Annotated in this window: 13 protein-coding genes; 11 read left to right on the top strand and 2 right to left on the bottom strand. The window is 69.3% G+C overall.

The window, feature by feature from the left end; translation table 11 throughout:
• The first annotated feature begins 75 nt into the window (after positions 1-75).
• The 8 genes from ftsY to IWH25_RS01315 all read left to right on the top strand — a co-directional run bounded on the left by ftsY (position 76) and on the right by IWH25_RS01315 (position 8,621).
• Positions 76-1,044, top strand: coding sequence for a signal recognition particle-docking protein FtsY (ftsY, locus tag IWH25_RS01280; protein WP_203387554.1), 969 nt, complete (start codon positions 76-78; stop codon positions 1,042-1,044).
• Positions 1,041-1,694 (top strand): cell division ATP-binding protein FtsE, encoded by a 654-nt coding sequence (locus tag IWH25_RS01285; RefSeq protein WP_203387555.1) that lies wholly within the window; start codon positions 1,041-1,043, stop codon positions 1,692-1,694. The genes ftsY and IWH25_RS01285 overlap by 4 nt, the downstream gene beginning before the upstream one ends.
• Positions 1,691-2,587, top strand: a complete 897-nt coding sequence (gene ftsX, locus IWH25_RS01290; protein ID WP_203387556.1) for a permease-like cell division protein FtsX — start codon at positions 1,691-1,693, stop codon at positions 2,585-2,587. Before IWH25_RS01285 ends, ftsX begins: the two co-directional genes overlap by 4 nt.
• 92 nt (positions 2,588-2,679) lie before the next feature.
• Entirely contained in the window at positions 2,680-3,525 is an 846-nt protein-coding gene (gene rpoH / locus IWH25_RS01295) for an RNA polymerase sigma factor RpoH (protein WP_203387557.1), read from the top strand.
• 666 nt (positions 3,526-4,191) lie between these two features.
• A complete protein-coding gene (gene coxB, locus IWH25_RS01300; RefSeq protein WP_203387558.1) occupies positions 4,192-5,397 on the top strand; it encodes a cytochrome c oxidase subunit II in 1,206 nt (401 codons plus the stop codon).
• Complete coding sequence (gene ctaD / locus IWH25_RS01305; RefSeq protein ID WP_203387559.1) at positions 5,394-6,992, top strand: cytochrome c oxidase subunit I; 1,599 nt, start codon at positions 5,394-5,396, stop codon at positions 6,990-6,992. The genes coxB and ctaD overlap by 4 nt, the downstream gene beginning before the upstream one ends.
• A 139-nt stretch (positions 6,993-7,131) precedes the next feature.
• Positions 7,132-7,740, top strand: a complete 609-nt coding sequence (locus IWH25_RS01310) for a cytochrome c oxidase assembly protein (protein WP_203387560.1) — start codon at positions 7,132-7,134, stop codon at positions 7,738-7,740.
• 2 nt (positions 7,741-7,742) lie between these two features.
• Positions 7,743-8,621 carry a cytochrome c oxidase subunit 3 gene (locus IWH25_RS01315; protein ID WP_203387561.1) on the top strand — a complete coding sequence of 293 codons (879 nt, stop codon included), beginning with the start codon at positions 7,743-7,745 and terminating at the stop codon, positions 8,619-8,621.
• Here the strand turns inward: IWH25_RS01315 and IWH25_RS01320 are convergent.
• Complete coding sequence (locus IWH25_RS01320) at positions 8,609-8,809, bottom strand: twin transmembrane helix small protein (protein WP_203387562.1); 201 nt, start codon at positions 8,807-8,809, stop codon at positions 8,609-8,611. The two genes, IWH25_RS01315 and IWH25_RS01320, sit on opposite strands and share 13 nt — an antisense overlap.
• Between IWH25_RS01320 and IWH25_RS01325 the strand changes: the two genes are divergently transcribed.
• The 3 genes from IWH25_RS01325 to cyoE are packed head-to-tail and all read left to right on the top strand — an operon-like array spanning position 8,808 to position 11,117.
• Positions 8,808-9,632: an SURF1 family protein gene (locus IWH25_RS01325; RefSeq protein ID WP_203387563.1), complete on the top strand. Its 825-nt coding sequence runs from the start codon at positions 8,808-8,810 to the stop codon at positions 9,630-9,632. The two genes, IWH25_RS01320 and IWH25_RS01325, sit on opposite strands and share 2 nt — an antisense overlap.
• Positions 9,629-10,210 carry a hypothetical protein gene (locus IWH25_RS01330; protein ID WP_203387564.1) on the top strand — a complete coding sequence of 194 codons (582 nt, stop codon included), beginning with the start codon at positions 9,629-9,631 and terminating at the stop codon, positions 10,208-10,210. The genes IWH25_RS01325 and IWH25_RS01330 overlap by 4 nt, the downstream gene beginning before the upstream one ends.
• A 10-nt stretch (positions 10,211-10,220) precedes the next feature.
• Positions 10,221-11,117, top strand: coding sequence for a heme o synthase (cyoE, locus tag IWH25_RS01335; RefSeq protein WP_203387565.1), 897 nt, complete (start codon positions 10,221-10,223; stop codon positions 11,115-11,117).
• Positions 11,118-11,232: 115 nt separating this feature from the next.
• Here cyoE and mpl read toward each other — a convergent pair whose 3' ends face one another.
• A complete protein-coding gene (gene mpl / locus IWH25_RS01340; RefSeq protein WP_203387566.1) occupies positions 11,233-12,579 on the bottom strand; it encodes a UDP-N-acetylmuramate:L-alanyl-gamma-D-glutamyl-meso-diaminopimelate ligase in 1,347 nt (448 codons plus the stop codon).
• Between the last annotated feature and the right edge of the window lie 58 nt (positions 12,580-12,637).

Genomic DNA, 12,637 nt, shown 5'->3' on the forward strand with positions numbered 1-12,637 from the left:
CGCCGGGGCGCCAATCTTAACACCGCCCCGGCACGGCAACGCTCGCGCTCGGCCCTCACACGACCCGGACCCCGCATGTTTGGCTTCCTGAAGAAACCCACCGACAACGGCAGCGCCGCACCGGACGCCGCCGCTGCCCCCTCCTGGCGCGAACGCCTGAAGGCCGGCCTCGCGCGCACGCGCGCGCAGTTCGGCGGCAAGCTGAAATCGATCTTCGCCCGCGGCAAGGTCGACGACGAACTGCTCGAGGAGCTGGAGACGCTGCTGTTGACCAGCGACATCGGCATCGAGGCCACCGAGCACCTGCTGACGGCGCTGAAGGCGCGCGCGAAGAAGGACAAGCTGGAAACGCCGGAGGCGATCCAGCAGGCGCTCGCCGACGCGCTGCTCGAGCTGCTGAAGCCGCTCGAGCAGCCGCTCGACCTCGCCTCGCACCGCCCGTTCATCATCATGATCGCCGGCATCAACGGCGCCGGCAAGACGACCTCGATCGGCAAGCTGGCCAAGTACTTCCAGTCGCAGGGCAAATCGGTGCTGCTCGCCGCCGGCGACACCTTCCGCGCCGCCGCGCGCGAGCAGCTGATGACCTGGGGCGAGCGCAACAACGTCACCGTCGTCGCGCAGGAATCGGGCGACCCGGCGGCGGTCATCTTCGACGCGATCGCGGCCGCCAAGGCGCGCGGCATCGACGTCGTGCTCGCCGACACCGCCGGCCGGCTGCCGACGCAGCTGCACCTGATGGAGGAAATCGCCAAGGTCCGCCGCGTGATCAAGAAGGCCGACCACAGCGGCCCGCACGAGACGCTGCTGGTGCTCGACGCGAACATCGGCCAAAACGCGCTGGCGCAGGTGAAGGCCTTCGACAAGGCGATCCACGTCACCGGCCTGGTCGTCACCAAGCTCGACGGCACCGCCAAGGGCGGCGCGCTGGCGGCGATCGCGCGGCAGTGCCCGAAGCCGGTGCGCTTCATCGGCGTCGGCGAGGGCATCGACGACCTGCGCCCCTTCGTCGCCCGCGACTTCGTGGACGCGATGTTCGAATGATCAGCTGCTCGGGTGTCGGCAAGCGCTATCCGGGCGGCCTCACCGCGCTGGACAACGTCAGCTGCGAGATCGGCGCCGGCGAGATGGTCTTCGTCACCGGCCACTCCGGCGCCGGCAAGTCGACGCTGGTCAAGCTGTTTGCCGCGATCGAGCGCCCGACCTCGGGCAGCATCGTCGTCAACGGCCAGAACCTCGCCGCACTGCGCCCGGGCGCGCTGCCCTACCTGCGGCGCAACTTCGGCCTGGTCTTCCAGGACCAGAAGCTGCTGTTCGACCGCAACGCGCTGGACAACGTGCTGCTGCCGCTGGCCATCGTCGGCACGCCGCGGCACGAGGCGCTGCGCCGCGCGCAGGCGGCGCTCGACAAGGTCGGCCTGCTCGACCGCGCCCGCGCCAACCCGATCGCGCTCTCCGGCGGCGAGCAACAGCGGCTGGCGATCGCCCGCGCCGTGGTCAACCGGCCGGCGGTCCTACTCGCCGACGAACCGACCGCCAACCTCGACGTCGACTCGGCAGCCGGCATCCTCGACATCTTCCGCGCCTTCCACCAGGTCGGCGTGACCGTGATCATCGCCACCCACGACCCGCAGTGGAGCGGATTGCCGGGTGCGCGCGAACTGCGCCTCGCCCGCGGGAGCCTCGCCCAATGAAGGCCTGGCTGACCCAGCACGGCGCCGCGCTGCGCGACGCGCTGCGGCGGCTGGCCGCGGCGGCGCTGAACACCGCGCTGTCGCTGTTCGTGATCGGCATCGCGCTGACGCTGCCGGCGGCCGGCTGGCTGCTGCTCGACAACGCGCAGCAGGCGGCGCGCAACGCCTCGGGCGTGCAGCAGATCAGCGTGTTCATGACGCAGGACGCCGACCGCAAGGCGGTGGCCGAGATCGAGTCGCGGCTGCGGGCGGCAGCGCCCGGGAAATGGCGCTTCGTGCCGCGCGAGGAGGCGCTGCAGCGCCTGCAAGGCAGCGCCGGCATGGCCGAGGTGGTCGCCAGCCTGCCGCGCAACCCGTTGCCCGACGCCTTCGCGATCGAGCCGGCCGACACCGCGCCGGAAGCGATGGCGGCGCTGGCGAAAACCATCGCCGGCTGGCCGAAGGTCGCCCACGTCCAGCTCGACGCCGCCTGGGCCAAGCGCTTCGACGCACTGCTGCGCATCGGCCGGCTGGCCGTCGGTCTGATCGGCGCCGTCTTCGCCGCCGCGCTGGTCGCCGTCACCTTCAACACGATTCGCCTGCAGATTCTCGCGCAGGGCGCGGAAATCGAGGTGGCGCGCCTGATCGGCGCCAGCGACGCCTGGATCCGGCGGCCGTTCAGCTACTTCGGCGCGCTCCAGGGCGGTCTCGGCGGTGCGCTGGCCTGCCTGCTGGTATTCATCGGCAGCGCCCTGCTCGCGCCCGCGATCGGCGAGCTGGCCGAGCTCTACGGCGCGGAATTCGGCCTGCGCGGGCCAACGCCGGGCTTCGCCGTGCTGCTCGTCGCCGGTGGCGCGCTGCTCGGCTGGCTGGGCGCGCAGTGCTCGGTCGCGATCAGCCTGCGCCAGCGCTAAGCCGCTGAGGCCAAGAACTTTTTTCCTCGTTAGCACTCTATGACGGCGAGTGCTAAAATGATCCCGGACCTACCCAAGGAGGACAACGCCCCATGACGAATGCCCTGGCTCTCCCGATGCCCAGCGCAGTCGGCAACCTGGATGCCTACATCCAGGCGGCGAACCGTTTTCCGATGCTGAGCGAAGCGGAGGAGACGTCGCTCGCCCGCCGCTTCCGCGACGAGCAGGATCTCGATGCCGCCCGCCAGCTGGTGCTCTCGCATTTGCGGCTGGTGATCTCGATCGCCCGCGGCTATCTCGGCTACGGCCTGCCGCACGCCGACCTGATCCAGGAAGGCAACATCGGCCTGATGAAGGCGGTCAAGCGCTACGACCCGGACCGCGGCGTACGCCTGGTTTCGTTCGCGATCCACTGGATCAAGGCCGAAATCCACGAATACGTGCTGAAGAACTGGCGGCTGGTCAAGGTCGCGACGACCAAGGCGCAGCGCAAGCTGTTCTTCAACCTGCGCAGCCTGAAGCCGGGCAGCGAGGCGCTGACCCCGGGCCAGACGCTGGAGGTGGCGAAGCAGCTGGGCGTCAAGCCGGAGGAGGTGACCGAGATGGAGACCCGTCTCGGCGGCCACGATCTGGCGCTGGAAGCCAACGACGACGAGGACGAGAAGTTCGCGCCGATCGCCTGGCTGGCCGACAGCAACAGCGAACCGACCCGCGTGCTCGAAGCGCGCGAGTACGACCGGCTGCAAAGCGACGGACTGCAGGCCGCGCTGGCCGGCCTCGACGAGCGCAGCCGCCGAATCGTCGAGGCGCGCTGGCTGGCCGAGGGCGAGGCGGCGACGCTGCACGAGCTGGCCGCCGAGTTCGGCGTCTCGGCCGAGCGCATCCGCCAGATCGAGGCGAAGGCGCTACAGAAGATGAAGGGCCTGCTCAGCGCCTGAGTGATGTGCCCCGCACATCACGAAGAAGTGCCCTTGGGGCGCGCCTGAGCGCTACGCGCCGCGTAGCGCGAAGAAGTACTCTCGGGGTACGTCTGAGCCCCTTCCCGTTCCGAACGCGGCCGGCAGGCCGCGTTTTGTTTTTCCGCGCCGGCAGCCGTTGTTCGCTGCAGCAAAAAACCCCGCCCTGCCCCCACTCCCCCGCCCGGAAACGCGTCCCCACGCGCTGCGAGCATCTTCCGCAGCGCAACATCGGAACAAAACTTGCCGTTTGCAATCAGAGAGTTGCATGCGGCGCGCACTATTGCATCAGTTTGTGTGCTTATTTACACTGACCGCAAATTTGATCTAAATCAAAAAAACCGCTCAGCTTCTCGGAAAGGGGACACCGATGGCCGTGCCTGTCAGGTGGAGGATTGCGGAACGACGACGCGCGGCCGGCTCCGGCCGCGTTTCCACCCGGCACGCTCCCGGTGGCGCAAGTGCCGTTGCCGCCCTCCCCGCCCGGCGCCCCCTGCCGGCCACCGCCGCGCGCTGTCACCATCACGCCAGCACCGCCGGCCGCCCCGCGCACGCGGGCGCATCCGGGCCGGAATCCACCGCCGCACACCGGGGCACACCGGATGCAGCCGATCACCGCAGCAGCACAACCCCAACGGAGGAGGGAACTTGAAGACGACCCCACGCTTCGCCCGTCCGCGGCCGGCGCTCGCCGCCGCGCTCGGCGCCCTGCCCGGCCTGCTCGCCAGCGGCGGCGCGCAGGCCGACTACACCTGGAACTTCCCGCCGCCGGTGACGCCGATCGCGCGCGACACGCTGAAGATCCACAACGAGTTCATGCTGATCATCGGCGCACTGTTCGTCGTCGTCTTCGCGATCATGATCTATTCGATGATCAAGCACCGGAAGAGCGTCGGCCACCAGCCGGTGCGCTTCTCCGGGCCGAACGGCGCGGTGCAGTGGATCTGGGCGCTGATCCCGTTCGCCATCCTGCTGTTCATCGACTTCGTGCTGATGGGCATCCCCGCCTACCACGCGGTGATCGACATGGAGGACACGAAGACCAAGGCGGACATGGTGCTGAAGGTCACCGGCATGCAGTGGAAGTGGCAGTACGAGTATCCCGAGTCGGGCATCAAGTTCGTCAGCACGATGTCGACGCCGCGCGAGCAGGTCGCCAACCGCGAGGCGAAGGGCGAACACTACCTGCTCGAGACTGACCACGAGGTGGTGCTGCCGGTCGGCAAGAAGGTGCGCGTGCTGCTCACCGCCACCGACGTCATCCACACCTGGTGGGTGCCGCAGTTCGGCGTCAAGCGCGACGCGGTGCCCGGCTTCCTGCGCGAGACCTGGGTCAGGATCGACGAACCCGGCGTCTATCGCGGCCAGTGCGCCGAGCTGTGCGGCAAGGACCACGGCTTCATGCCGGTGGTCGTGCGCGCGGTACCGGAACCGGAATACGCCGCCTGGGTCGAGAAGAAGCAGGCGGAGCTGGCGGCGGCGAGCGCCGGCGCCGAGCGCAGCTGGAGCAAGGACGAGCTGTTCGCGCGCGGCAAGGCGGTCTATGAAGCGCAGTGCGCGGCCTGCCACCAGGCGGACGGCAAGGGGCTGCCACCGGCCTTCCCGGCGATCGCCGGCAGCCGCATCGTCGGCGGCCCGCTGCTCGCCGCGGACGGCAAGCTGGTCAGGGACAGCCACCTCGACCGCGTGCTCAACGGCAAGGAGGGCACGGCGATGCAGGCGTTCAGGAACACGCTGTCCGACGTCGACATCGCCGCCGTCGTCACCTACGAGCGCAACGCGTTCGGCAACGACAAGGGCGACCTGATCCAGCCCGCCCAGATCAAGCTCTTGCGAGAGGAGGCCCGCTCATGAGCCACGCCACGACCGCCCCCCACGCCGACACGCACGCGGCGCACCATCCGAGCGGCCTGCTGCGCTGGCTGACGACGACCAACCACAAGGACATCGGCACGCTGTACCTGCTCTTCTCGCTGCTGATGTTCTTCGTCGGCGGCGCGATGATCCTCGCCGTGCGCGTCGAGCTGTTCCAGCCCGGGCTGCAGCTGATGCAGCCGGAGTTCTTCAACCAGCTGATCGGCGTGCATGCGCTGGTGATGATCTTCGCCGCACTGATGCCGGCGGCGACCGGCTTCGCCAACTGGCAGATTCCGCTGATGATCGGCGCCCCGGACATGGCGCTGCCGCGCATCAACAACCTCGGCTTCTGGCTGCTGCCGCCGGCGGCGATGCTGCTGACGCTGCCCTTCGTGCTGGCCATCTTCGGCATCGGCGACGGCGCGGTGGCCACCGGCTGGACGCTCTATGCGCCGCTGTCGGTGCAGGGCGGCCTCGGCGTCGACTTCGCCATCCTCGCACTGCACATCCTCGGCATCAGCTCGATCCTCGGCTCGATCAACGTCATCGTCACCATCTTCAACCTGCGCGCGCCGGGGATGACGATGCTGAAGCTGCCGATCTTCTGCTGGGGCTGGCTGATCACCGCCTTCCTGCTGATCGCGACCATTCCGGTGTTGGCCGGCGCGATCACGATGCTGCTCACCGACCGCCACTTCGGTACGCACTTCTTCAACGCCGCCGGCGGCGGCGACCCGATCCTGTTCCAGCACCTGTTCTGGTTCTTCGGCCACCCCGAGGTGTACATCCTGCTGCTGCCGCTGTGGGGGCTGATGCCGCACGTGCTGGCGACCTTCAGCCGCAAGCCGATCTACGGCTACAAGGCGCAGGTCTATGCCTTCGTCGCCATCGGCGTGCTGTCGGTGATCGTCTGGGCGCACCACTTCTTCACCGCCGGCATGCCGGTGCCGGCGCTGCTCTACTTCATGTACAGCACGATGGCGATCTCGCTGCCGCTCGCGGTGCTTTTCTTCTGCTGGATCGCGACGATGTGGAAGGGGGCGATGAGCTTCGAGACACCGATGCTGTTCGCGCAGGGCTTCATCGTGCTGTTCGGCATCGCCGGCCTGACCGGGCTGGTGCTCGCCGACGTCGCGGCGGACGCGCAGTACCACCACAGCTACTTCGTCGTCGCCCACTTCCACTACGCGCTGTTCGCCGGCGGCATCATGGGCGTGATGACCGGCGTCTACTACTGGCTGCCGAAGTGGACCGGGAACATGATCGACGAGCGGCTGGGCAGGCTGCACTTCTGGCTGACGATCATCTCGTTCAACCTGACCTTCCTGCCGCAGTTCTTCCTCGGGCTGGCCGGCATGCCGCGGCGCATCCCCGACTACGCGCTGCAGTTCACCGAGTTCAACGCGATCTCGACCGTCGGCGCGCTGATCCTCGGCGTCTCGCAGCTGCTCTTCGCATACAACATCTGGAAATGCATCCGCGGCGGCGAACCGGCGGCCGGCCGCGCCTGGGAGGGCGCCGAGGGGCTGGAGTGGGAACTCCCGTCGCCGCCGCCGCACCACAGCTGGGAGACGCCCCCGGCGATCAAGTGAGGAGACGGGGATGAACCCTTCCTGGACCGACAGCGAACTCGCCCGCCGCCGCGCCGCCAGCCGGCGGCTGGCCTGGGCGATCGGCGCCGTCGCGCTGTGCCTCTACGGCGCGGCCTTCTGGTTCCGCTAGGCGGCGATCATGACGACGCCGAACGTCGCGCACGGAAAGCTGGTCGGCAAGCTGCTCGCCGGCGTCGTCGCCGCGTTCGCCTTCGGCTTCGCGCTGGTGCCGCTGTACGACGTGCTGTGCGCGGCCACCGGCTTCAACGGCAAGACCGCCGGCGGCCCCGGCGACAAGGGACTCGGCGGCTTCTCGCTCGGCGGCATCAAGGGTGGCGCGACGGCCGGCGACCCGCCGTCGCGCATCGACCGCAGCCGCACCGTCACCGTCGAGTTCACCGGCACGGTGATGCCCGGCCTGCCGTGGGACATGCGGCCGCTGACCTTCAGCCTGGAGCTGCATCCGGGCGAGATGCAGATGGTCAAGTACCTGGTGCGCAACACCTCGGACAAGCCGATCACCGGCCAGGCGGTGCCGAGCGTGACGCCGGGGCAGGCGGCGCAGCACTTCGACAAGATCGAGTGCTTCTGCTTCGCGCAGCAGACGCTGGCGCCGGGCGAATCGCGCGAGATGCCGCTCACTTTCATCGTCAAGCCGGAGATCGACCCGGACATCCGGCACGTAACCCTTTCCTACGCGTTCTTCACCGCCGTCCAGGACCGGACGGCGCTCAACAGCAGGGAGTGAACATGTCGCAGACCCCCACCGCCGCCCGTGCCGCGCATTACTACGTGCCGCAGCCCTCGCTCTATCCGTTCATCCTCTCCGGCGGGCTGTTCCTGCTCGCCTTCGGCTTCATCCTGCAGATGAACAAGTTCGTTCCCGGGCCGTGGCTGATGCTGGCCGGCGTCGGCGTCATCCTCACCGTGCTCCATCGCTGGTTCGGCAAGGTGATCTACGAGTCGCAGAGCGGCGCCTACCGCGAGTGGGAGGACAAGTCCTTCCGCTACGGGATGATCTGGTTCATCGCCTCCGAGGTGGCCTTCTTCGCCGCCTTCTTCGGCGCGCTGTTCTACGTACGCAACATCTCGGTGCCGGACCTGCTCGGCATGCTGCCGCGGCACGACGTCACGCTCTACCCGGAATACAAGGACCTGCTCTGGCCGACCGCCGGCGGCGGCCCGAAGGCGGCGGCATTCACGCCGATGGGCGCCTGGGGCATCCCGGCGATCAACACCGCGCTGCTGCTCACCTCGGGCGCGACGATCACCTGGGCGCACTGGGCGATGCTGAAGAACAACCGCCGCCAGCTGAACCTCGGCCTCTTCCTGACCATCGCGCTCGGCGTCGTCTTCCTCGGCTTCCAGGCCTGGGAGTACCACCACGCCTACCACGAACTCGGGCTGACCATGGGCGCCGGCGTCTACGGCGCGACCTTCTTCATGCTCACCGGCTTCCACGGCTTCCACGTGACGCTCGGCGCGATCATGCTGATGGTGATCTACGGGCGCTGCCTGAAGGGCCACTTCACGGCCGAGCGCCACTTCGCCTTCGAGGGCGTGGCCTGGTACTGGCACTTCGTCGACGTGGTCTGGCTCGGCCTCTTCGTCTTCGTCTACTGGCTGTAGCCGGGGATCAGGCCGAAGCGATAGGAGACGAGGAGCAGGATGAAGAGCGAGATCGACAGGCCGATGCGCACGGTGAGCGCCCGCACGGCGCGGGTGCCGGTGCCGCGGTCCCGGTAGAGGAACCACAGGCCGGAGAACAGGCTGGCGACGATGGCGAGCAGCGTGAAGACAACCAGCAGCTTGATCATGGGCGAGGTCCGCAAGGAGTCCAGCCAATTGGAACACGTGCCGGTGGGCGAAGTTCCGGCGGCCGGCGCGCGGCCGGCGTCGCGCCGCTTCGTCGTCCTCGGCGGCGGCGCGCTGGTCGCGCTGCTGGTGCCGCTGTTCGTCTCGCTCGGCCAGTGGCAGTGGGACAAGGCGGCGACGAAGGAGGCACGGCAGGCGCTGCTCGACGCGCGCGCCGTCGAGGCGCCGGCGACCCTGCCGGCGACGCCGGTCGACGCCGAGGCGATGCGCTACCGGCGCGTCGTCGTGCGCGGCGTCTACGAGCCGGCGCGGCAGATCCTGATCGACAACCGCGTGCATCGCGAGCAGGCCGGCTACCACGTCGTGACGCCGCTGCGCATCGACGGCGGCGCGGCGGACGGCGCGGGCGGCATGCGCGTGCTGGTCAACCGCGGCTGGGTGCCGGCCGGCCCCGACCGCCGCACGCTGCCGGCGATCGAGACACCGACGGGCACGGTCGCGCTGCAGGCCACCGCGGTCGTCCCCGGCACGCGCTTCTTCACGCTGGCGGCCGAGCCGGCCGTCGGCTGGGAGTCGCCGGCGATGCGCGTCTGGCAGAACCTCGACCTCGCCCGCTACCGGCAGGCGGTGGACTTCCCGCTGCAGCCGGTCGTCCTCGAACTCGCCGCGGACAGCGCGGGCGGCGGCTTCGTCCGCGACTGGCCGCGCCCGGACGAACGGATCGAGCGCCACCTCGGCTACGCCTGGCAGTGGTTCGGCTTCGCCGCAGCGACCGTCGGCATCTGGCTGTTCTTCCTGCTCCGTCCGTGGCTGAGGCAACGATGAAGACGACCGCCGCCCCGCCGCCGGCCGCGCCGCGCCTCACGTCGGGGCAGCGCGCACTGCTGCTGACGCTGGCGATCTTCCTGCTGCCGGTGGCGATCGGCGGCGGCATGTACCTGCTCGGCTGGCGACCGGCGAAGACCAGCAACCACGGCGAACTCGTCCAGCCGCTGCGGCCGCTGCCGCTGGCGGCGCTCGGCGCCGACGCCGCCACCGCCGTCGCCGGCAAGTGGCTGCTGCTGGTCGCCGGCGATGCGCCGTGCGAGGCGGCCTGCGTCGCGCTCGCCGAACAGACGCGCGCGATCCAGGTTTCGCTCAACCGCGACATGGGGCGGCTGCGCCGCATCGTCCTCGTCGACGCGACGACGCCGGCGCTCGTCGCGCTGCAGGCGAAGCAGCCCGACCTGCTGCTCGCCGCGCCGCCGCCCGCGTGGCGCACGGCGCTCGCCGCCGGCGCGCGCCACCGCCTTTTCGTGGTTGACCCGGCCGGCAACCTGATGATGCAATACGCGCCCGAGGCCGAGGCCAAGGGCGTGCGCGCCGACCTCGAGCGGCTCCTGAAATATTCCTGGATTGGGTAGATACCGTCACATGCAAGGCCACAGCCACACCGCCAACCCGACCCTGCCGCAGCGCCTCGCCGCCTTCGCCGAGCTGTGCAAGCCGCGCGTGAACAGCCTGATCGTGTTCACTGCGATGATCGGCATGCTGCTCCCCTCGCGCGAACTGCCGCCGCTCAAGCTGTTCCTCGCCGCCTCGCTCGGCATCGGCCTGGTCGCCTGCGCCGCGGCGGCGATCAACTGCCTGGTCGAGCGCACCATCGACGCGCTGATGGCGCGCACCCGCGCCCGCGCCACCGCGCGCGGCGAGGCCTCGACACGGGCGACGCTGACGCTGGCCTTCCTGCTCGGCGGCGCCGGCCTGTGGCTGCTGCACGCCTTCGTGAACGAACTGACGATGTGGCTGACCTTCGCCACCTTCGTCGGCTACGCGGTGATCTACACCGCGCTGCTGAAGCCAGCGACGCCGATGAACATCGTCATCGGCGGCGCCTCCGGCGCGATGCCGCCGGTGCTCGGCTGGGCGGCGATGACCGGCACCGTGTCGGCCGAGCCGCTGGCGCTGTTCCTGATCATCTTCCTGTGGACGCCGCCGCATTTCTGGTCGCTGGCCTGCTACCGCATCGCCGACTACGAGAAGAGCGGCCTGCCGATGCTGCCGGTGACGCACGGCATCCGCTTCACCTGCCAGCACATCCTGCTGTACACGGTGATGATGACGGCCTCGACGGTGGTGCCGTTCACGCTCGGCATGAGCGGCTGGTTCTACCTCGCCGCGGTGACGCTGCTCAACCTCGGCTTCATCGCCTACGCCGTCGCCCTCTATCGCAACTACAGCGACGCACTGGCGAAGCGCACCTTCCGCTACTCGATCGTCTACCTGACGCTGCTCTTCGCGGCGCTGTTCGCCGACCGGCTGTTCGGCTGAGCACAGCCGGCGACTGCGAAAACAGCCGCCCGAAGGAAGGGATTTCTTCGCGGAGTTTGCGCTCCGCTCAGGCGCACCCCGAGAGTACTTCCTCGCGATGCGCGAAGCGCATCGCTCAGGCGCCCAGCGCCTGCAGCAGCTTCTCGTGGATGCCGCCGAAGCCGCCGTTGCTCATCACCAGCACATGGTCGCCGGGACGCGCCGCGGCGGCGATGCGCGCCACCAGCCGGCCGAGGTCGTCCTCGACGCAGGCCTTCGCCGCCAGCGGCGCCAACGCCGCGGCGGCGTCCCAGCCGAGGTTGGCGCCGTAGCAGAAGACCGCGTCGGCCTCGGCGAGGCTGCCCGGCAACTGTTCCTTCATGACCCCCAGCTTCATCGTGTTCGAGCGCGGCTCGAGCACGGCCAGGATGCGCGCGCTGCCGACCTTCCGGCGCAGGCCGGCAACGGTCGTCGCGATCGCCGTCGGATGGTGCGCAAAGTCGTCGTAGACGGTGACGCCGCCGGCGACGCCGCGCACTTCCATGCGCCGGCGGACGTTGGCGAAGCGCGTCAGCGCGTCCAGCCCCTTCTCCAGCGGCACCCCGACGTGGCGCGCGGCGAGCAGCGCCGCCACCGCATTGGCGCGGTTATGCGCGCCGGTGAGCGCCCACTGCGTTTCGCCGACCAGCGCGCCGCCGTTGAACAGCGCCAGCCGGCCGCCGGCGTCGTCGCCTTCCGCGCGCCAGGCGTCGGCGGCGTTGAAACGCTCGACCGGCGTCCACGCGCCGCGCGCCAGCACGCGCCCGAGGCTCTCTTCGGCGGCGTTGGCGACAATCAGCCCGGAGCGCGGCAGGGTGCGCACCAAATGGTGGAATTGCGTTTCGATCGCCGCCAGATCGGAGAAGATATCTGCGTGATCGAACTCGAGATTGTTCAGTACCGCAGTCCGTGGCCGGTAGTGGACGAATTTCGATCGCTTGTCGCAGAAGGCGGTGTCGTATTCGTCGGCCTCGATCACGAAGAAGGGGGTGTCCCCCAGCCGCGCCGAGACGCCGAAGTTCATCGGCACGCCGCCGATCAGGAAGCCCGGCGCCATGCCGGCATCCTCCAGGATCCACGCCAGCATCGAGCTGGTCGTCGTCTTGCCGTGCGTGCCGGCGACGGCGAGCACCCACTTTCCGCACAGCACGTTATCCGCCAGCCATTGCGGGCCGGACACGTAGGGCAGGCCGCGGTCGAGGATTTCCTCGAGCAGCGGGTTGCCGCGCGAAACGGCGTTGCCGATCACGAAAACATCCGGCGCCAGCGCGACCTGCGCCGGGTCGTAGCCCTCGATCAGCTCGATCCCCGACGCCTCCAGCTGCGTGCTCATCGGCGGGTAGACGCCGGCGTCGCAGCCGGTCACGCGATGCCCGGCCGCCCGCGCGAGCTGGGCGATGCCGCCCATGAAAGTGCCGCAGATGCCGAGGATATGGATGTGCATGCCGAAGGTCCCGCATTGAAATGGCTAAAAGGCAGGCCGCATTGTACACTTCCCGAAC

Origin of the sequence: Azospira restricta, assembly GCF_016858125.1 — a bacterium.
GTDB classification, from domain to species: Bacteria; Pseudomonadota; Gammaproteobacteria; order Burkholderiales; family Rhodocyclaceae; genus Proximibacter; species Proximibacter restrictus.